Source organism: Furfurilactobacillus curtus (genome assembly GCF_045862785.1).
GTDB classification, from domain to species: Bacteria; Bacillota; Bacilli; order Lactobacillales; family Lactobacillaceae; genus Furfurilactobacillus; species Furfurilactobacillus curtus.
The window spans coordinates 273,861-293,270 of the sequence record NZ_BQXO01000001.1; the positions used below are offsets into that span (position 1 = coordinate 273,861).

At 45.1% G+C, this 19,410-nt stretch carries 17 protein-coding genes and 1 other RNA gene; 9 read left to right on the top strand and 9 right to left on the bottom strand.

What is annotated here, in order from left to right:
• Positions 1–31: 31 nt before the first annotated feature.
• Together ACKTR2_RS01520 and ACKTR2_RS01525 are read right to left on the bottom strand one after the other, a co-directional pair.
• A complete protein-coding gene (locus ACKTR2_RS01520) occupies positions 32–253 on the bottom strand; it encodes a hypothetical protein (protein ID WP_407882267.1) in 222 nt (73 codons plus the stop codon).
• Positions 254–346: 93 nt separating this feature from the next.
• Complete coding sequence (locus ACKTR2_RS01525) at positions 347–1,177, bottom strand: Cof-type HAD-IIB family hydrolase (protein WP_407882268.1); 831 nt, start codon at positions 1,175–1,177, stop codon at positions 347–349.
• A gap of 163 nt (positions 1,178–1,340) precedes the next feature.
• Between ACKTR2_RS01525 and ACKTR2_RS01530 the strand changes: the two genes are divergently transcribed.
• A complete protein-coding gene (locus tag ACKTR2_RS01530) occupies positions 1,341–2,726 on the top strand; it encodes an RsmF rRNA methyltransferase first C-terminal domain-containing protein (protein WP_407882269.1) in 1,386 nt (461 codons plus the stop codon).
• Between the two features lie 73 nt (positions 2,727–2,799).
• Here ACKTR2_RS01530 and fni read toward each other — a convergent pair whose 3' ends face one another.
• The 4 genes from fni to mvk form a co-directional block, all read right to left on the bottom strand.
• Positions 2,800–3,837 (bottom strand): type 2 isopentenyl-diphosphate Delta-isomerase, encoded by a 1,038-nt coding sequence (gene fni, locus ACKTR2_RS01535; protein WP_407882270.1) that lies wholly within the window; start codon positions 3,835–3,837, stop codon positions 2,800–2,802.
• A 61-nt stretch (positions 3,838–3,898) separates the two neighbouring features.
• The gene (locus tag ACKTR2_RS01540; protein WP_407882271.1) at positions 3,899–4,978 is read right to left on the bottom strand and encodes a phosphomevalonate kinase; all 1,080 of its coding nucleotides are present in this window, start codon (positions 4,976–4,978) and stop codon (positions 3,899–3,901) included.
• Positions 4,979–5,057: 79 nt separating this feature from the next.
• Positions 5,058–6,038 (bottom strand): diphosphomevalonate decarboxylase, encoded by a 981-nt coding sequence (mvaD, locus tag ACKTR2_RS01545; RefSeq protein WP_407882272.1) that lies wholly within the window; start codon positions 6,036–6,038, stop codon positions 5,058–5,060.
• Positions 6,039–6,118: 80 nt separating this feature from the next.
• Positions 6,119–7,066: a mevalonate kinase gene (mvk, locus tag ACKTR2_RS01550; RefSeq protein ID WP_407882273.1), complete on the bottom strand. Its 948-nt coding sequence runs from the start codon at positions 7,064–7,066 to the stop codon at positions 6,119–6,121.
• Between the two features lie 210 nt (positions 7,067–7,276).
• Between mvk and ACKTR2_RS01555 the strand changes: the two genes are divergently transcribed.
• The 4 genes from ACKTR2_RS01555 to ACKTR2_RS01570 all read left to right on the top strand — a co-directional run bounded on the left by ACKTR2_RS01555 (position 7,277) and on the right by ACKTR2_RS01570 (position 12,835).
• On the top strand, positions 7,277–10,093 hold the full coding sequence (locus ACKTR2_RS01555; RefSeq protein ID WP_407882274.1) for a helicase C-terminal domain-containing protein: 2,817 nt from the start codon (positions 7,277–7,279) through the stop codon (positions 10,091–10,093).
• A gap of 71 nt (positions 10,094–10,164) precedes the next feature.
• A complete protein-coding gene (locus ACKTR2_RS01560; RefSeq protein WP_407882275.1) occupies positions 10,165–10,665 on the top strand; it encodes a cell wall elongation regulator TseB-like domain-containing protein in 501 nt (166 codons plus the stop codon).
• Between the two features lie 58 nt (positions 10,666–10,723).
• Positions 10,724–12,019, top strand: a complete 1,296-nt coding sequence (asnS, locus tag ACKTR2_RS01565) for an asparagine--tRNA ligase (RefSeq protein WP_407882276.1) — start codon at positions 10,724–10,726, stop codon at positions 12,017–12,019.
• 78 nt (positions 12,020–12,097) lie between these two features.
• Positions 12,098–12,835, top strand: coding sequence for a DnaD domain-containing protein (locus ACKTR2_RS01570; protein WP_407882277.1), 738 nt, complete (start codon positions 12,098–12,100; stop codon positions 12,833–12,835).
• A 137-nt stretch (positions 12,836–12,972) separates the two neighbouring features.
• Here ACKTR2_RS01570 and ACKTR2_RS01575 read toward each other — a convergent pair whose 3' ends face one another.
• The gene (locus ACKTR2_RS01575) at positions 12,973–15,246 is read right to left on the bottom strand and encodes a transglycosylase domain-containing protein (protein WP_407882278.1); all 2,274 of its coding nucleotides are present in this window, start codon (positions 15,244–15,246) and stop codon (positions 12,973–12,975) included.
• Between the two features lie 23 nt (positions 15,247–15,269).
• Positions 15,270–15,887 (bottom strand): Holliday junction resolvase RecU, encoded by a 618-nt coding sequence (recU, locus tag ACKTR2_RS01580; protein WP_407882279.1) that lies wholly within the window; start codon positions 15,885–15,887, stop codon positions 15,270–15,272.
• A 183-nt stretch (positions 15,888–16,070) separates the two neighbouring features.
• On the opposite strand from recU, the gene ACKTR2_RS01585 reads away from it, so the two are divergent.
• The 4 genes from ACKTR2_RS01585 to ACKTR2_RS01600 all read left to right on the top strand — a co-directional run bounded on the left by ACKTR2_RS01585 (position 16,071) and on the right by ACKTR2_RS01600 (position 18,742).
• Positions 16,071–16,631, top strand: coding sequence for a DUF1273 domain-containing protein (locus tag ACKTR2_RS01585; protein ID WP_407882280.1), 561 nt, complete (start codon positions 16,071–16,073; stop codon positions 16,629–16,631).
• A 68-nt stretch (positions 16,632–16,699) separates the two neighbouring features.
• On the top strand, positions 16,700–17,098 hold the full coding sequence (gpsB, locus tag ACKTR2_RS01590; RefSeq protein ID WP_407882281.1) for a cell division regulator GpsB: 399 nt from the start codon (positions 16,700–16,702) through the stop codon (positions 17,096–17,098).
• 20 nt (positions 17,099–17,118) lie between these two features.
• An RNA gene (gene rnpB / locus ACKTR2_RS01595) (RNase P RNA component class B) lies at positions 17,119–17,493 on the top strand.
• A 106-nt stretch (positions 17,494–17,599) separates the two neighbouring features.
• Positions 17,600–18,742, top strand: a complete 1,143-nt coding sequence (locus tag ACKTR2_RS01600) for a THUMP domain-containing class I SAM-dependent RNA methyltransferase (protein WP_407882282.1) — start codon at positions 17,600–17,602, stop codon at positions 18,740–18,742.
• Between the two features lie 211 nt (positions 18,743–18,953).
• On the opposite strand, the gene ACKTR2_RS01605 is transcribed toward ACKTR2_RS01600, so the two are convergent.
• Positions 18,954–19,358 (bottom strand): ribonuclease HI family protein, encoded by a 405-nt coding sequence (locus ACKTR2_RS01605; protein WP_407882283.1) that lies wholly within the window; start codon positions 19,356–19,358, stop codon positions 18,954–18,956.
• Positions 19,359–19,410 lie beyond the last annotated feature (52 nt).

Below are 19,410 nucleotides of genomic sequence, written 5' to 3' on the forward strand. Positions count from 1 at the left end.
TTGATGGCTAAAGAAACGATCTTTTTTAAAACTACATTTTTTTAATAACGCGATATTTCTTTTGGTCGTGGCCCTGATTTGTAACTGCATCTTGATCAAATAAAACGTACGGTGTACCATCACTTTCCGAAACAATAAAGAGGGTGTGCGGGTTATGATGTTTATAAATTTGAGCACTTTGATAAACTTCGTTGTAATCATGGGCATTAGCAATCGCGTCCCCTGGGTTAAACAGAACGTTTTCCTCAGTCATGAAAATTCCCCCTTAGATGGCGGTTAGCAGCCATAAGCATCAATTCAACTGATTGGTTAACTTTATGATGGCGCTTTCACCGACAAATTGCAATCATTGCGCCTCTGCCAGCAGTGTTGGTAAACTCAAATATTCTTGCAGATAGTGAGCAAGGCCATCATGATCATTATCGACGGAGGTGACATCTTGGGCGATGGCTTTTAAGTCATCAATCCCATTGGCCATTGCGACACCCCAGCCGGCATAAGCAATCATCGATTGATCATTGCCCTCGTCACCGAAAGCTATGATGTTTTCGCGATCAATTTGGTAAGTTTGCGCAAGAAATTCAAGACCCGTCGCTTTTTCGATGCCTTTATGAGCCACTTCCAAAACAGGCCATGGGCCGCCCCAGACGTTTAAATCAATCTGTTTCCCGTAACGGGAAAGCAAGTCCTCAATGAGTTGTTTTCGATGTGATTCCGAGAAATAAAGCGTCAGCGCGGTCGGATTATCCGTTAAATTTGTTGCGTTAAGGACTTGCTGCTGTCTCAGGATTTTTGGGAAAAAATCAATCGTACCATCACTTTGATGATTGGCCCAAACGTGTGCCTTGTTTTCTGCCGCAATTGTTTCGATGCCCAGATCTTGTTGATGAGCTAACAAATCTAGTGCAATCTCGCGATCGATCGTATATTGATATTCCTTGGTCCATTGGTGATGAGGTAAATGGCCCAGCGACCCATTAAAATTAATCATCGCAGAATGAAGACCCAGCTCATCGTAAAATTGCTGCGAAATTCGATAAGGACGACCAGTCACAATACTGACGATATGTCCGGCAGCACTTGCCTGTTGTAGTACTTGTTTAGTTAATGGTGAAATTATGGACTGGTTATTTAGCGTGGTCCCATCCAAATCAATAGCAATTAATTTACGACTCACGGATCAATTCCTCCTGGCAGGCTGACTTAACTTAATTTATGATAACCACCATACCGAAAAAAACATGAATCGGCAACCAATCTTAGTCAAGTCGTTGCTTAACAAGGACATCGGACGTGACGTGAAGTCCATGCCGGTGTAGAATTATTTGAGGTTTTGTAGGATGAGGAAGGAGAATTTGATGCGATTACCAGATGGTTATGCACAAAAATATCAGCATTTGATGGGAGAGGATGAAGCGGCGGATTTTTTGGCCAGTTTTGATCAACCGGTTCAACACGGTTTTCGCACCAATCCATTAAAAGAAAATGCAGTGCCGGCTGATTTTAGCCTGAACAAGCCAACTGGCGTTCCTAACGGTTATTTTGGTCAAGTAAGTGGGCACACACCTGATCACACGACGGGGGTTGTTTATAGTCAAGAGCCCTCGGCAATGTTAGTCGGGGCAGTTGCTGATGCGCGGCCTGGCGAGTTGATCTTAGACTTATGTGCCGCTCCAGGTGGTAAGACCACTCAACTGGCAGCAGGATTAGCTGGTCAAGGGGTGTTATTAACTAACGAAATCTTTGCTAAACGGGCAGCAGTGCTATCAGAAAATGTGGAGCGGTTTGGGATTACCAATGCTGTGGTAACCAATGAAACATCTGAACACCTAGCCGCACAACTGCCTAATTTTTTTGATAAAGTCGTGGTTGATGCGCCCTGTTCAGGAGAAGGCATGTTTCGCAAAGATCCAGAAGCTATGACTTTTTGGTCGCTTGACTATCCGAAGATCTGCGCCCAACGGCAACAAGAAATCTTAAGTGAAGCCGTTAAAATGGTCAAACCAGGTGGACACCTCATTTACTCAACGTGTACCTTCGCTCCTGAAGAGGACGAACAAATGATGGCCTGGCTATTGCAGAATTATCCTGAATTTGAATTAGTCGACTTACCGCTATTTCCAGGATTAGAGGCAGCGCGCCCAGCTTGGGGTGATAATCAACCTCAATTAGCACGAGCTGGGCGAGTTTTTCCGCATCACGCAAACGGTGAAGGGCACTTTATCGCCAGCCTCATTCGCCGCAGTGATCGCGAGGTTACCAAACGAAAATGGGCTAAACCCCGGCTGCCAAGGCCGGATGCTGCCGCATTATCTCTGTGGCATGATTTTGCTCAACAGCATGGGTTAACAGACATCAATGATGAACAATTAGTTGTTTTTGGTGATCAGTTGTCGGCTTTGCCGGCTAACACACCAGATCTAGGTCGTCTAAGAATTATCCGCCCCGGCTTACACTTAGGGACATTGAAGAAGAACCGTTTTGAGCCAGCGTTTGCGTTGGCCTTAGCGATTCAGCCAACCCACTATAGCCCCCGAGTGGCGCTGGACCGGTCGCAGTGGGGTGACTTTGTTCATGGTGATACGGTGTCCCTCACTGAACCAGGGCACGGGTGGACATTAGCGACCGTCAATGGTAACGGGATCGGTTTTGGTAAAGTCGTGGGGCAAACACTCAAAAATGGGTACCCCAAGGGTTTACGTTTTCAGCCGCATTTCACTGATTAAATCACAAAAAAACTTAAAAACGACTTTTCCTTTTTGTGAAGTGAAAAGTCGTTTTTAAGTTTTTTGAAGTGAATCAGAACTGTCGTTGCTGACGATAAGATAATAAGTTTGAACTCAAAATATAAGGGGCTTGCCGTAGTTCAGCAGTGGTCTGACAACCGGCTAATAGGTAAAGCTTACGCAGATCTTGTTGCCATTGTTGAATTAAAGCGAGTAGTGCAGTCTCACCATTGGTCATAAGTTCGTGTAAAAAGTAGCCAGCTACGCCCACTGCATCAGCACCTAGCACCAAAGATTTAATGACATCTAACGGTGTTCGCACGCCCCCCGAGGCTGCAACATGTAAGGGGGTTTTCTGAAGCTCCAGCAAGGACTCAACCGTTGTCTGTCCCCAATCGCTAAGATAATCCAGGTGGTGATCGACAAGTCGCTCATTTTCAATTTGGGCGAAATTTGTGCCACCTCGGCCGCTAATATTTACATACTTGATACCACTTTGCTCAAGTTGGACCGCGGTTTCGCGACTCATCCCAAAGCCGACTTCTTTAACAATCACCGGGACGTCGACCGCGTTAATCAAGTTAGTCAAGCGGGCCAACCAGTGAAAGTTACGATCACCCTCAGGCATGATCAGTTCTTGAACACTGTTGATATGAACTTCTAAGGCATTGGCTTGAATCATCTCAACGGCTTGCTGGGCAACTGCCACTGAAACACCCGCGCCAACATTGGCAAAAATCACACCATTAGGATTGTTTTCACGGACAGTTTTAAAGGTTTTCAGTTGCTCCGGTTCGCTAATCGCAATGCTTTGCGAACCGACCGCCATGGCAATGCCACTAGCAGCAGCCACGCGGGCAAGCTGTTCATTGATAATCCCAGTTCGTGGCGATCCGCCGGTCATTGCCTCAATGTAAAAGGGCCAGTCCAACGACAAATCGCCAAACTGACTTTTCATACGGATGTCATTTTGATCCAATTCGGGCAGCCCTCGATGAATCAGTCGAACTTGATCAAAGCCAGCCGAGGCCGCTGTTTTGAAACGTTTTTCGGCGATGGCAAGATGTTCATCCTTACGATGAGCATGGGCCGATGGGGTTGTTTTTGCCATAAGGACACTCCATATCTTCGTCCACCAATTTTAGTGTAAAAGTAATATAACTAATTAACAACTAGACTAAATCCAACACGTTATGAACACTCAACGGTAGGGTGGTAATTCCTTCTGCTTCCCAGTCTTGGAGCAAGGTGTCGATTGCTTCGTGTCGATTGATTAAAACGATACCACAATCGCCGCCACCGGCACCAGATGTCTTGGCAGCACCACCATGATCTTCAGCGATCGCACAAAGTGTATTTAACGCAACCGTTTCGATCGGAACATGACTGAAGGAACTCAAATGTTGTAAGAGGTGACGGTTAGTGCGAATCTCACGTTGAATAATATCAATCGCACCGCGACGAAAACCGTCAATCATTCGATTCAAACAGTCACGACTAGCCGTCAAAAAGTGTCGATATTCGATCTGGTCCACACTTTTTGCCCATGTTACTTTATCAACTAGGTGAGAAGTAGACGCTGGTGAACCAGTCCAACCGATTAACAAGCGTAAATCGTCAGGTGGCGTCAACAATTCAATGGATAATCCTGGCCAATCTAAGGCGAGCAGATCAATTAAGGATAATTGTTGGCGTTGTTCAGCTAACCACTGGTGATCAAAGGAATGATAGGCAATCCAGCCACCATAAACAGACGCAGCAATATCGCCCAAGGATCCATTTCCTTGGACATCAAGATGCGCGATAGCCGCTAATTTAAATAATGTATCCTTCGTGATCGGTAATTGATAAAATTTGCAGAGGGCTTTAACGGTGCCCACTGTGACGGCCGCCGATGAACCCAAACCAAACTTTTTGCCATCTTTGCTATCCAATTGAGAATTGACAGATAGATGATAAAATTTCAAATCACGGCCACAGGCACGAGCATAAGACTCAGTTAAGCGAATCGCCGACAACAGATAGTGGAAAGGATTGTCGCGATTATCAAAAACTAATTCATCGCCAGAGCGGCGCCAATTAACTGAAGTTTCTTTGTACTGCTCGGAATCGATCGTGCCAAAGTTTTGACTTTCTTCAATCGTTACCGTTACAAATTGATTTAAGGCAACGATAATGGCTGGGTAGCCTGCTTCAACAACCGCATATTCTCCCGCGAGATAAAGCTTTCCGGGTGCTTGCACGCTAATCAATTAATCATGTCCTTTCAAAGACAAAAAATGTATGCACCGGCAAACTGCGTGCAAACATCGTCAAGAGTTAAATTTAAACTTATCGATAGGTTAGTCCAGGGCCTGGTTTTGCAACCACAAGATTGTTTGGACCAAATTCTGGTCGCAAGCGCCCTAAGACCGTTTCAACATCCTGATCCTCACAGATGACTTTAACGTTTGGACCGGCATCCATCGTATAATAGCAGTTTACGCCCTCACTGCGCAAGTCGCCGACAATATCGAAGACACGCAATGTATCGGCATTAAAGTATGTAAATGGTGGGGTCGCGCTAAGCGTCGTCGCATGCATCGACATCGCGTTATGCTCAGCAATTCGACCAACTTGGTTTATATCTTTTTTAAGCAATGCGGCTGTCATCGGTGCAATATTTGCATTAGCCAGGCGCACCCAGTCTTGAAAATAGGGGGATTGCTGTGAAGCCTTCATACCAACTCGACTACTTATTTTTTTCTTTTGACGTGAAACAACCACTGCAATCATCCGAATCGGCCAATCTACAGCTTCAACAATCGGCTCCGCAAAGGAAGTTTCGTCGTTATGGCCAGCGTGCCATTGGACGAAGCCACCAAAAATCGATCGACTTGCAGAGCCAGACCCACGTCGAGCCAAACGTGACAAGTCGCGAGGGGCCGTTGACAAGCCCGCTGCTTTAGCAGCAGCTCCGGCCAATGCGGCAAAACCTGAGGCTGATGACGCCAATCCTGCAGCGGTCGGAACTTGATTAGTCGTCGTGATGTGCGCAAACATTGTTTGGCGCGCCCGCTGCCGAACCAAATCCATGAACTGGCGAATTCGTTGTTGTCCGTCGGCTGGTAATGAGATTCCATCCAAATTAATCTCGTCAACGGTTAATCTTGGGTCAAATTGAACCGTGTTGGTTGAAAAAAATTGATCCAATGTTAAAGAAATTGAATCATTTGTTGGCAGCATCAAGTGCTCGTCAGCTTTTCCCCAATACTTCACTAGCGCAATGTTCGTATGGGCGCGAGCAGTGATTGGTGTGGTTGAAATGGTCATTAAAAAATTCCTCTTTAAATAAATTAATTAGTTAAGACTTGTTGGTCAATTTGATGGTTGAATGATATTGGTGGATTCAATTACAACGACTCGGAATGCCCAAAGGGTTCAATCCAAGTGGCAATTGCACCAGCATTCAATAGTGCCTGCTGGATTTTTCTAGCGCTTTGCTGATTGGCAGCGAGGCTAATCATACATCCGCCCAAGCCACTACCAGTAAGCTTACTGCCTAAGGCACCAGCTCGATTAGCAACCGACACCAGGTGTTCAATAACCGGGTGGCTAACGCCCAGCGCTGCTAGATCGACCTGAGCCTGATTCATCAACTGACCAAGTCGTTCAGGCTGGTTGTCTCGCAAACAAGTCGCAGCTTGCCAAGTTAATTGGCCCAGATGATTTACGAGATTTTGGCCAATGTGCGGCCGTTCGTCGTCAGTCAGAAGTTCATTCACCGAATTTACGGCTAGTCCAGTCTGTCCCGTGACACCAGTGTCGCCGACCACTAAGGTAGCCGATAAGTTAACCGGCAACTCTTGGAGCGGCTGCCCCTTAATAAACCAAATGGGTCGATTTGCGCTAACTGTCGCCGCATCAATACCTGATGGGGTCCCATGAGTAATTACTTCTTCGATATTAACTGTTTTGAGCAGCGTTGTTTGGTCAAGTGGTATGTCAAAAAAGTCATAAACAGCACGCGTGATAGCCGTTGCAACCGCTGCAGAGGATCCCATCCCACGTTCTTCAGGAATATCACTAGTTAGTTCCAATTCAAAACCTAAATTAGGCACGTGGAAACGATTTAGTAGCCGTTCAAGCAGGACGTGAATGCCTGAGAATTGCCCTGGCAAATCGGATAATGCGCCACTAAAGTAATCACTGACTAATTGCTGCTCAGACTTGTGAGCTGTTAAGATGGCCGTTACCGGCAGCCCTTGTAGTGGCAAGGCGATAGCGGGCTGCTGGTGAACAACGCTATGTTCGCCAATCAAGATTATTTTGGCATGGGCGCGGCCATGACCAGTTTGCATAATCGTTCACCCCTTTTGATAATTTACGAACATTATCATACCACAGCGGTGGGCGCGTGAATAACGGAGGAAGTCTTTGCCAGCGTCATTAATCAGAGTAGAATAAGACTAGATTAAGGATTAGATAAATGAAATCAAGGCGTCAAACCGTTTATCCGCGGTACATTTGCTGTACACATGGCGTTTTGATGAAAGGCGTTTGTAAATTCGATGAATACTGACACAATCTATGCCGTAGTTGATATTGAAACAACGGGAACCAGTGTAAATGATGGTGATCGCGTTATCCAGATTGGCTGTGCTTTCGTGCAATCAGGGCGCGTCATTAATCGTTATAGTACAAAAGTTAATCCGGGACGCTCCATTCCCAATAATATTATCCACTTAACGGGGATTACGAATAAAGTAGTCAGCCACGCGCCTTATTTTGACGACATTGCTGGCTCTTTATATGCCATGCTACAAGGAACCGTGTTCGTGGCACATAATGTGAATTTTGATTTTCCATTCTTGAATGCAGAATTTAGCCGAGTCGGATATCCAGCCTTGTCAATCTCGGCCATTGATACGGTGACATTGACGCAAATTCTATTTCCAACTTTAACTAGTTTTCGTTTGCGGGACCTAAGTGCCCACTTTAAAATTGAGCACGATCAGCCACATACTGCCGACTCGGATGCGGATGCCACGGCAATTTTGCTTATTGATTTGCTAACACGATTACGCGAACTACCCATTAATACATTACGTCAATTGATCGCTTTGCATTTATCCCTGCCAGCCGATACGGCTACGATATTTCAAACGGCTTTGACGATGGCCCGCCGTCAACCGGCTAAATTGCCAGCAGGGCAGTATGTTCGGGCTCGGCTGGTTTTACATGAACCGGACCCGATTAAACCGGTTGATCTCGGGCAACCACGCGCATTTCCAAAATCAAAAGTTGCTAAGCAAAAACAATGGGGGACAGTCATCGACTGGCGCGATGGTCAGGCCAAGATGATGAACGCCATTTTTAACAATTATAGCCATCCAAATACCCATAATCTGATCATCGAGGCACCCACCGGTATTGGAAAATCGTTAGGTTACGCGGTTCCTTTTGCTTATTTGTCACAAACTGGGACGGCGACCGTCATTTCCACACAGACGACGTTACTTCAAGAGCAATTTATGACCGAAACCGTCCCCAAATTACGACAGATGTTACCATTTGCTTTCAATGTCGTCGCGGTAAAGGGCAGTCACCACTATCTTGACCTATCCCGTTTTTCTGCCGTATTAAATGTTCCCGATCATTCACAACAGAGTCAATTTTTAAAGGCACGTATCTTAGTCTGGTTGCTTGATACTCGTACTGGTGACTTAGACGAGCTTCACTTGAATTCATATCGGGCCCCGTTATTTGAGGAAATTACCCATCGTGGCTTGGCTAGTCTATCTAAGAAGAATCCCTTCTATGAAGATGATTATTTACGCCGTTTGGATAATCGCATTCGTCAGGCCAACTTGGTAGTGGTTAACCACGCGTATTTGAGTCAAAATGCCGCACAACTGGAAACATTATTAGGTCACCACCCCTTTTTACTGGTTGATGAGGCCCAACACTTACCGGATGTTGCGGCAACCCATCATCGAGAGACAGTCCGGTTTCATGACTGGATTTCATTGCTCCATCACGCACAGGCGAACATCTTTAATCAACATGACCATCATTTGACGGCGATGTTTGATGAAGACAGCGCGGCAACGAATGCATTGCGACAGCTGGCGACAATTTTAGTACGCTTAGATGCCGACCTTGATCAATTTGCCCAAGCGCTGTATCGACAATTCTTGATGAGGGCGCAAATGACCGCCAAGGGTACGCGCATTGTTGAACAACTGGTGGACAATGCATCCTTACGTCAACTCTTTCAAAACGAATCTGGGGCATTTGCCGCCTTGATGGGGGCCAAAACGCCACTATTGACCAATGTGGCCAAGCTCCGCCGGCGTTTTGCTGCCAATCAGCGTAAATGGCTGACTTCTGATCAGGCATTAATGCATGAATTCGAACAAACCTTGGCGCAAATTGATGGCTTATTTGCCCAATTGCAGCTTTTTTATGAACAATTAGGTGAAGAAAAAACCAGTCATGTTTACTGGCTGAAACAAAATCAGTATGGGGATTCCACAAGTTTAGAATTAAGTGGCGGGTTATTGATGGCCGCAGGTTGGTTAAATGACCACGTCTATCACTATTTTCAGCGGCCGACCTTCACGGGCGCAACGCTGTTCACCTCAAGTCGGGCAAACTACCTTATGGCGCAGCTAGATTTAGATAAAGACGCCACCACGACAAAACGCTTACCAGAGGCATTTGATTATGAGCGTCAGGCTCGCCTCTTGGTGGCCAGTGATGCGCCGGCGATGAACCTGGGGCGCCCAGACGTGCAATATCACTATTGGGCCGAAACAATTGCCAAGTTAACGATGGCAACGAAACGGCAAACCTTAGTCCTGTTTAATTCGCTAGCTGCCATTAACGAAGTTTATCGAGAGTTAACCCATGGTTTGTTGGATGATACGCAAACGCCGGTATATGCTCAGGGAGTGACAGGTAGTCGAGAGAAGAATTTAAAACGCTTTACGACAGAAAATAATGCCATTTTACTCGGGGCAGCCAGTTATTGGGAAGGTATTGATCTGCCTAATGAGGCATTGGAGCTTGTGATCATTACACGATTACCATTCGATTCGCCAACAGATTTGCTCGTGGCGGCGACTAATGCGCAATTGGAAGCTAATGGACATAACCCGTTTTATGCGTCAGCCTTACCTAAGGCCACATTGCGTCTACGTCAAGGCATTGGCCGCTTGATCCGTTCTGAGACAGATCGGGGAGTAGTGGTGGTTTTAGATGCACGATTAACTGCCAAACGATATGGATTAACAATGCAAAAGGCGTTGCCAAAATCTTTACGGGTCACAAACCAGTCAACCGCCGAAATCATTAAGCAAACACAAAATTTTTTCAGATCCTGAGCGGAGCATTGTTTGACCGGGCAAGTTTGCTATAATTAATTTCGTTATTGCAGACAGGATGGAGGATGACTATGCAGCGTCGTCGACGACAACGAAAAAATTGGGGTCAAATTACCCTGTGGAGCGTGCTGGCAGTTATCCTAATTGTCGGCAGCGTAATGATTGTTTTTCATGAGGCACTGCGTCCGGCAAATACTGCGGCCAAACAGACGGTTCAGATTGCGCGAAAAGCAGGGGTTAATGATGCAAAGGGCTTTCTAACCTTTAACCGTCAACAGACGTATTATGCTGTTAACGGCCATAATCGTAAAGGCAAATCGGTTTATGTCATTGTTGCCAAAAAAAATGGCCACGTCACGATTGTACATGTTAAAGCCGGTCAGACTAAGACGGCCATTTTGCAACGAGTTTGGTCGAAACAGCAACCTAAAAAGGTATTGAACGTTGGCTTAGGAATCCGAAATGGGCAACCTGTCTGGGAGGTTACCTACTTAAATCAAAAAGGCAACCTCTGTTATGATCTTATTCGGTATCGCGACAGCAAGACGATTCAGTCTATTCAAAATCTGTAAGATTCAAATTAAATAAGTTGATCGTAAACGCTGATCAACGAAAAAAGGGGAGTTTTTTGTGGAAACCATTAGTATCATGCACGCACCAGAGCATGTCGATGAGAAAGTTCGCATCGGAGTCTGGTTAAGTAATAAACGTTCGAGCGGCAAAATTGCCTTTTTGCAACTGCGAGATGGCACGGCCTTCTTCCAAGGGGTCATCCGCAAAAATGATGTTGGTGAAGAAAAATTTGAAGCAGCCAAAGAATTGCGCCAAGAAACCAGTTTATACGTTACTGGAACGATTCACGAAGACGCACGTTCCAAGTTCGGTTATGAAATAGCAATCGAAGACTTTGAAGTTGTCGGAGAAAGTGAAGACTATCCGATTACACCGAAGGAACACGGCATTGATTTTCTAATGGATCATCGGCACCTCTGGTTACGTTCTTCACGACCAAATGCATTATTAAGAATTCGTAATGAAGTGATCCGAGCGACATTTGAATTTTTCAATGACAATGATTTTATTAAGATTGATGCGCCACTATTAACGGGATCAGCTCCGGAAGGAACTACTGAATTATTTGAGACGGATTATTTTGGGCAAGATGCTTATCTGTCACAAACAGGGCAGTTGTACGAAGAAGCTGCGGCGATGGCTTTTGGCCGGGTATTTTCGTTTGGCCCGAGCTTTAGAGCTGAAAAATCGAAGACTCGCCGCCATTTAACCGAATTTTGGATGGTTGAACCAGAGATGGCATGGATGCATCAAGAAGAGAGTTTAGCGCTACAAGAACGTTACATCGCCTTTTTAGTTCAGGCAGTTATTGATAATTGTCAGCGGGAACTGGAAACCATTGGGCGTGATGTGGAAACGTTGAAGAAATACACGCACTTACCTTATCCGCGAATTTCTTATGACGATGCGATCAAACTTTTACAGGAAAATGACTTTGACGTCGAATGGGGCGTTGATTTTGGATCACCTGAAGAGACCTTCCTCGCTAACCACTTTGATAAACCAGTCTTCGTGTTAAACTATCCGAAAGCAATTAAAGCCTTTTACATGAAGCGGCACCCAACTCGTGATGATGTCGTGATTTGTGCAGATTTACTTGCACCTGAAGGTTACGGTGAAATTATCGGTGGTTCTGAACGTGATACTGATCTAGATTACTTGACCCAACAAATTCTAGATGCCGGTCAAGACCCTAAGAATTACGATTGGTACCTGGACTTACGTAAATTCGGTAGTGTCCCACATTCCGGGTTTGGCCTAGGACTTGAACGTTTCTTAACGTGGATCACGCTACAAGATCATCTCCGCGAGACGATTCCATTCCCACGTATGATTAACCGGATCTACCCGTAAAATAATTCAGACGTCGTTGCCATAGCCGCAGCGGCGTCTCTTTACATTCACTGTCAGTATGAGGAGGTTGTTAAACGCATGGAAGCTTTCGCACAAGCCCTTATCCAAGCTGGTGAAACGACGATTAATAATTTGCTATTAAGTCGATATCGTGAGTTAGAAATGACCAACGATGAGCTAGTGGTCTATTTGCAATACAAGCGGTCGTTGGATCGTGGCATTGATTTTCCAGATGCCCAAGCTGTTGCTGATGTAATGGGGACGACCTCAGCTGAGATTTTCAATCAATTAGATCAATTACTGAAAAAACAACTACTAGTCATTAACTCAACGACGGATGCAGATGGTAAACTTCACGATCAATATGATTTTACTCCTCTTTATGAGCGACTAGCGGCTTTGCCTGAGACGATGAGTGGTGTTGAAGCCCACCGAGCGACCATTGCAGCGCCAACCACGACCTCAGCTCGGGCAGACGTGTTTAATCGAATTGAAGTCGAATTTGGCCGGCCTTTAAGTCCGACAGAGCTTCAAACAATCAGTCGCTGGTTCGACGAGGATCAGTTTAAGCCGGAATTGATTTTATTAGCTTTGCGTGAAGCTGTGTTGAATCAAGCCTACAACCTGCGTTACATTGATCGAATTTTACTAACTTGGCAGCAAAAGCACCTCACAACTGCTGGCCAAGTGGAGCGAGAATTAGGACAACATCGAAAACAACAGGTGGTTAATGCCACGGAGGTAAACCCCAAAGTTAATGGGCCGGCTATCCCAATCATGAAGATTTCTAATCCAACCGATTCAACCACTAATTAGGCGTTTAAGCCCAACTATTCAGTACCAAGTTACATTAAATCGTTTGCTGATGCTTTATAACAAAAAAGAGAACTAGCAAGACTTGTGCTTGCTAGTTCTCTTTTTTGTTGTGATTATTAATGTCGCAATGAAATTAATTAGGGACGCGACGTTTCTGATTGACCGGCTGGTGTAGTCGAACTGCTGGTACTGCTAATACTACTGCTGCTTGAGTTCTCATTGTTGTTGCCATTATTGCCACCTTGAGTGGCACTAGATTCAGACAGCCGAGTATCATTTTCACTTGTTTGCGAGGAACTACTCTGTGAGGAACTAGAAGAAACAATGACACTAGATGAAGATGATCCTGTGGCACTACTTTGATCTCGGCCAGTTAAGTACTGCCGCCAGTTTGAACCGCGAATAACGAGTTCGTCGACGCCATTGTGGCGCACAACATCAACATTGCTGGGACGGGACCAATCATCATTATCTTGGGTTTGCGCCATGTACAACTCTAAGTTCTTGTAGATCCCCTCAGCAATGGATAATTGGGCGGTCGTCATATAATGACCTGGTTCATTAGGCTGATCATAACCAGTCCAGACCGAGATTGAACTGTGCTTGGTGTAGCCAGAGTACCAGGCATCCATGACGGCCGTGGATGGAACCGAGGTGACGCTACTTGGATAACCGGATTGCCCCGTCTTACCCGCTTGATGCAGACCACTGATTTGAGCACCAGGGGCCCAATTAGCAGTTGGGACGCCTTTTAACATGTCGGTCAGCATGTATGCCGTTGCTTTGGACATTGACCGATGAGAGGCGACCTTAAAGTTGTGGGTTTGACCATCTTGGGTGACGACCTTGTTAACCAGATGAGGCGTGTTGTAAGTTCCGTCATTAGCGATGGCAGCAAAGGCTGCGGATTCTTGTTCACTAGAGACGTACGCACCGATCCCATTTGAATAAACCAGAGGCTCTTTAAAGGTCATACCATTTTGCGCCATGAATTGGGTGGCATGACTTAAACCCACGGAAGCGAGGGTTCTAATCGCAGGAATGTTTCGCGATTCAACTAATGCTTTCCTCATAGTTATGTTGCCTTGGTATTGACCATCCCAGTCGTTAACCGGAGTATTGGTACCTGGATAATTATATTTCGTGTCTGAGACTGATTTAAAGGTTGGCCATTCATCGTACTCAATGGCTGGACCATAGTCCATAAATGGTTTGATGGTTGAACCAGATGAGCGATCCGTCTGGGTGGCCCGGTTTAAACCAAAGGCGACATTTTGCTTACGACCACCAATCATGGCGGTTACCGCACCCGTCTCAGGGTCAGTCATGGTCACCCCAACTTGTAACAAGTCGCTAGGGAAGTTGACATATTGGTCAGTGTTAACAATGTTATATAATCGTTTTTGAGCCCCCATATTGAGGTTGGTATAAACTTTAATTCCAGATTTATACGGATTGTATCCCTTCGCATTCAGCTCTTTAATCACTTGCTGTAAATACGCATCAATCACTTTGTCATCACTATCCGTGTTGTTAACTGAATGATTAACATTTAGACCGGTACTGATTGGTGTGGCCAGGTCTTGCGTCAATTGGGTATTAGAAATTACTTTATTCTGATTCATTGCCCGAAGGACCGTATTTCGTCGTTCTTTAGCATAGTTAGGATGAGCAATTGGATCATAATAAGTCGGGGATTGCGGCATACCAGCAAGCGTCGCTAACTGTACATCGGTCAACTGTTTTAAGGACTTGTTGTAATAATACTTAGCCGCTGTACCCATACCATAGACACCGTTGCCCATGTAAACCTTGTTGATGTAGAACTCTAGGATCTGATTTTTTGAATAATGCTTTTCAACATAGTAGGCGAGAGCAGCTTCTTGAGCTTTTCGTTTTAAAGTCCGATCTGAAGCGGCCGTGGAGAATACCGACAGCTTAACTAGTTGCTGGGTTAACGTTGATCCGCCTTGTAAGCCGAGGGAACTACCATGAATGTTTGCAAATGTGGCACTGATGATCCGAATCGGGTCAACGCCAAAATGATGCTTGTAAAAGCGGCGGTCTTCGATGGAAACAACAGATTGTTTTAACCGATCTGGGATCTCATCTGAACGAACATAAGTCCGATTTTGTGAGCCAAGATTTGATACGACGTTGCCTTTGGCATCTAAAATTTCTGTTGAATTTTGGCTGGTTAACTGAGCTGTTGTAATTTTGGGGGCACTTGAAGCATAGTAGGTGAATAATCCGACCCCAGCCAAAAAGGCGACTAAAATAACCCCGAACACCCAATATAAGATGGTACGCCATAGCGGTCGCGAATGTTTGGGACCGGTCGGCGTGGTGTTGTCATCACCGTCATGGTAGCGAGCGATACGAGATTGTGGTTGATCGTTATTGTCAGACATGTTGAACTCCTTAATCAATTAACTCATTTTTTTGTGGCGGTGATTAATTGATCAACCGCATTTAGATAGGGAACCAGTGGGTTAAGGGCTGGATTAATTTGATAACCGTGCGCCTCAATTGCCGAACGACGAATTGATTTTCGACCGTCAGTTTGAAGGGCGTCATCCCAGCAATGAAAGAGAAATGAAGCCGGTAAGAGAAATGTTGCGACATCATCGGTGAAGCGAATAATGGCAAAGCCAATACCTCCAGCTGCAACGCAGGCCCTCAGGTGTGCGATTTGATGAGCGTGAAAGTTTTTCAATGGGAACGAGGTTTTATTCTTGGTTTCTTTCGCATCAAAATCAAGATAGTAGCCTTGATAGACACCATTGTAATCTGTTGTTGAAGGCTGGCGAAAATAGGCCTCCTTAATTGTTGCAGCCGAACGCTTTGGATAGTCAACTTTCACAATTTGAACCGGGGTCGGTTTTTTATGAATCACAGCAACACCCTGATTCAAATAATATTGATTACTCTCATTCAATTCTGCTTCAAGTGACATACCACGATCCCCGTAATTAGTCGTTTGGGACATAGTTGTGGCAGGTCGTTTTGCGGACTGATGATAAGCGGTCCCATTAGGATAACGAATGTTCAAAAAAGACCACACTCCTTTATAATGCGCTTATTATATCAGATTTGCTATCCAGGCAACGTTTTGGCGCTGATGTTAACACAGGTGTAATATTTAGAGTGCTTAAGCAAATCGCTTGGTGTTGGCTGGTAATTCAACTAACTGCACCACAAAACGCTTTAAAGACGGTAGGAAAGGTCGCTAAACATGAGCCGATTGTGGATAAGTGGATATCGAAATTATGAATTAGGCATTTTTTCAGAAAATGATTTGAAGCTGACGGTAATTAAATACGCTTTAAAAACTGCCTTTAAAGCGCAGATTGAAAACGGTGTTGACTGGTTCATTACTGGAGGCCAGTTAGGTATTGAACAATGGACCATTCCAATTATCAACGAATTAAAAGAAGATTATCCTGAAATTCAGGTTGCCATGATGCTTCCGTTCGCTCAGTTTGGCAACCAATGGAATGAACAGAATCAAATGAAATTGGCCGCTTTAAAACAGCAAGTAGATTTTACGGCGACGGTTTCAGAACAGTCTTACCGATCTCCTCAACAATTAAAAAACTATCAAGGCTTCATGTTAGGCCATACAGATGCGGCGATGTTGGTATATGATATAGAACATGAAGGGAAGCCGACTTATGACTATTCAGCCATCCAAGCTTTCCAAGCGCATCATCCATACGATGTGACACTAATTGATTTTGATTGGTTACAAGAAAGTGCCACCGAATATCAAGAAAATCAACATCCGACATTTTAATTTTATGTAACATGCGCTACAATAGTTCAAGTCGTGTTTCGACAGATAATCAATGAGGTGTAACAGTCATGCAAGAAATCAACTTTACTACGCAGGACATCCTGCAAAAGGAATTCAAAGAAAAACGGATGGGGACGGCATATGACCCCACAGACGTGGACAGTTTCCTTGATCTAGTGATTAAGGATTATGAAACGTTCAACCGCGAAATTTCTCAACTGCGGAACGAAAATGAACAATTGTCGGGCAAAGTTGATGACTTGACACGGCAAGTCAGTGCGCGTCAGGCCGTGCCTAGCCAACCGGAATCATCGAACTCGACGACCAGCAGTGTGACAAACATGGACATTTTAAAACGGCTTAGCAATTTAGAACGTCATGTTTTTGGTTCACAGTTAGACAATGGGAATAATCAAGGCCCCTTAGATAATGGCGGTTCGATGTCTCAGTCTGGCTGGAATAGTTAATCTTTTGGCAATGATTTGCAAATTTCGGGTAATTGGGCGTGACTTTTGTTGCGTCAGGAAAGTCCATGCTCGCACAGGCTGCGATGCCTGTAGTGTTCGTGCTCAGTGAAAAAATAAGCTGGGGTGCCTCTTTGGAGGTAACGGCGGGAAAACACGGCTAACGTTTCGACTATGCCCTAGTATCCCTGAAAAGTGCCACAGTGACGAAACCAGTTCGGAAACGAGCTGGGTGGAACGCGGTAAACCCCTCGAGCGGGAAACCCAAACTACGGTAGGGGAGCTTCACATAGGTAATTGAACTGATTGTGGGGGAGGACAGTACGTCCTGAGATAGATGATTACCACGGCGTAGACTGCGCCTGAAGTCTACAAAGTACAAAACATGGCTTACAGAAATTTGCAACAGGCAGAGATCGCTCAGTGATGAGGGGTCTCTTTTTTTAGTCGCAAATGGTAAGATGAAGGTCAGCAACAATGAAATCAAGTTTGACAGGAGTTTACATGCAAAAATTTAAATTGATGGCCACCTGTGCTGCAGGAATTGAGGCATTGGTAGGGCGCGAATTACGTGACCTGGGCTATGAAGTAAATGTTGAAAATGGACGGGTTCGCTTTGAAGGAACGATTAAAGACATCTTAAGCACTAATTTGTGGTTGCGGACGGCGGATCGCATCAAAATTATCGTGGCCGAATTTCCTGCGGTGACATTCACGGAGTTATTTGATGCTACTAAGGCTGTGGCGTGGGATGAGCTGTTACCGATGGATGCAGCTTTTCCTGTCGAAGGACGATCACACAATTCACAACTACATAGCGTGCCAGATGCACAGGCGATCGTAAAGAAAGCCATTGCAGTGCAATTGAGTGAAACTTACCACCGGCGAAGCCGATTACCTGAAACTGGGGCAACTTTTCCATTAGAAGTGTCCATTAATAAAGATCAAGTCATGTTAACGTTGGATACAACGGGAGATTCTTTATTTAAACGCGGTTATCGGGTTGCTAAGGGAAGTGCACCACTGAAAGAGAATATGGCGGCAGCGTTAATTTTATTGACGCATTGGCATCCTGCGGACATGCCTTTTTTGGATCCAGTTTGCGGATCAGGAACGATCCCCATCGAAGCCGCTTTGATTGCGCGCAACATTGCACCTGGATATAAGCGCAAATTCATTTGCGAAACTTGGCCATGGGTGGATGACCAAGTCGCCGATTTAGTGCGAGATGAAGCAGATGATCAAGCTGATTATGATAGCCAGTTCGATATCGCCGGTTCTGATATTGATCCGACGATGGTTGAAGCCGCAAAGGCCAATGCGCGAGCAGCCGGCTTAAGCAATGATGTCGCTTTTACGGTTGCCGATGTAACTCAGTTAACGACAGATAAAATTAATGGTGTGATTGTGGCCAATCCCCCCTATGGGGAACGACTAAGCGATGAGGTGAGTGTTCGTCGCCTGTATCAGGGAATGGGGCGCTCATTTTCCCCACTCAAAACCTGGAGTAAATATATTTTGACTAGTGACCTCGATTTTGAAACAAGCTACGGTCAACGAGCGACTAAAAAACGCAAATTATACAACGGGGCGTTACGGACAGATTTATACCAATATTGGGGAAAACCAATTTGGCATCATGACTAATTCTTAGTGAGCGGGACATAAGTCGGTAAGCAACGTTACTTGACTCATGCCCCGCATTTTGATCATTTTGATTTGAAAATTCCGTTTATTTTTTACTCTTGGCTTGAGCCAATTTATTTTTAGAATATTAGTGAACTAATTTGGTACTTTACTCTTGTTGTTTTACTAAATTTTTTGAGCTGGGATGGTGGATAAACGCGCTTGTGTTAGGCTAGCTTTGATGGTGGAGTGCCTGTAGTGCTAACTGATGGGCGCCATGATTTTGTCGCTCGGGAATCCACTCGGTCACAACCAACTGAAACCCATCCTGTAAGGCCAATAATGTTTTAGTCAGATCACGGTAATGTTTAGTCACGCCTTTACCAACCGCGTCAGCAACGAGGCGACTATCGGTAAAAAACATGATGGTATCGGTTGGCTCGGCTAGCTGTTTGACCGCTTCAAAACCAGCAATTGCTGCCAGAAATTCTGCTTCATGATTATTACCAGAGGCGACAATCTGTTTAAGTTGGTGTTGGTGGTGATTTTGAATAATCAAAAGACCAGCACCACTTGTTTCTTCACTTGTTGTCTGGTAAGCGGGACTAGCCGCATCTGTATACAGTTTAATCATCATTTTCGACCTCAAATTTGTTAAAATAAGTCTTGTGTCCTTGAAAGGTGGTTTT

Bases quoted from the DNA above. Each gene is read 5' to 3' on its own strand.
- ACKTR2_RS01520 (WP_407882267.1), bottom strand. From the start codon at position 253: ATGACTGAGGAAAACGTTCTGTTTAACCCAGGGGACGCGATTGCTAAT.
- ACKTR2_RS01530 (WP_407882269.1), top strand. From the start codon at position 1,341: ATGAGGAAGGAGAATTTGATGCGATTACCAGATGGTTATGCACAAAAA.
- fni (WP_407882270.1), bottom strand. From the start codon at position 3,837: ATGGCAAAAACAACCCCATCGGCCCATGCTCATCGTAAGGATGAACAT.
- mvaD (WP_407882272.1), bottom strand. From the start codon at position 6,038: ATGACCATTTCAACCACACCAATCACTGCTCGCGCCCATACGAACATT.
- mvk (WP_407882273.1), bottom strand. From the start codon at position 7,066: ATGCAAACTGGTCATGGCCGCGCCCATGCCAAAATAATCTTGATTGGC.
- ACKTR2_RS01555 (WP_407882274.1), top strand. From the start codon at position 7,277: ATGAATACTGACACAATCTATGCCGTAGTTGATATTGAAACAACGGGA.
- ACKTR2_RS01560 (WP_407882275.1), top strand. From the start codon at position 10,165: ATGCAGCGTCGTCGACGACAACGAAAAAATTGGGGTCAAATTACCCTG.
- ACKTR2_RS01570 (WP_407882277.1), top strand. From the start codon at position 12,098: ATGGAAGCTTTCGCACAAGCCCTTATCCAAGCTGGTGAAACGACGATT.
- ACKTR2_RS01575 (WP_407882278.1), bottom strand. From the start codon at position 15,246: ATGTCTGACAATAACGATCAACCACAATCTCGTATCGCTCGCTACCAT.
- ACKTR2_RS01585 (WP_407882280.1), top strand. From the start codon at position 16,071: ATGAGCCGATTGTGGATAAGTGGATATCGAAATTATGAATTAGGCATT.
- gpsB (WP_407882281.1), top strand. From the start codon at position 16,700: ATGCAAGAAATCAACTTTACTACGCAGGACATCCTGCAAAAGGAATTC.
- ACKTR2_RS01600 (WP_407882282.1), top strand. From the start codon at position 17,600: ATGCAAAAATTTAAATTGATGGCCACCTGTGCTGCAGGAATTGAGGCA.
- ACKTR2_RS01605 (WP_407882283.1), bottom strand. From the start codon at position 19,358: ATGATGATTAAACTGTATACAGATGCGGCTAGTCCCGCTTACCAGACA.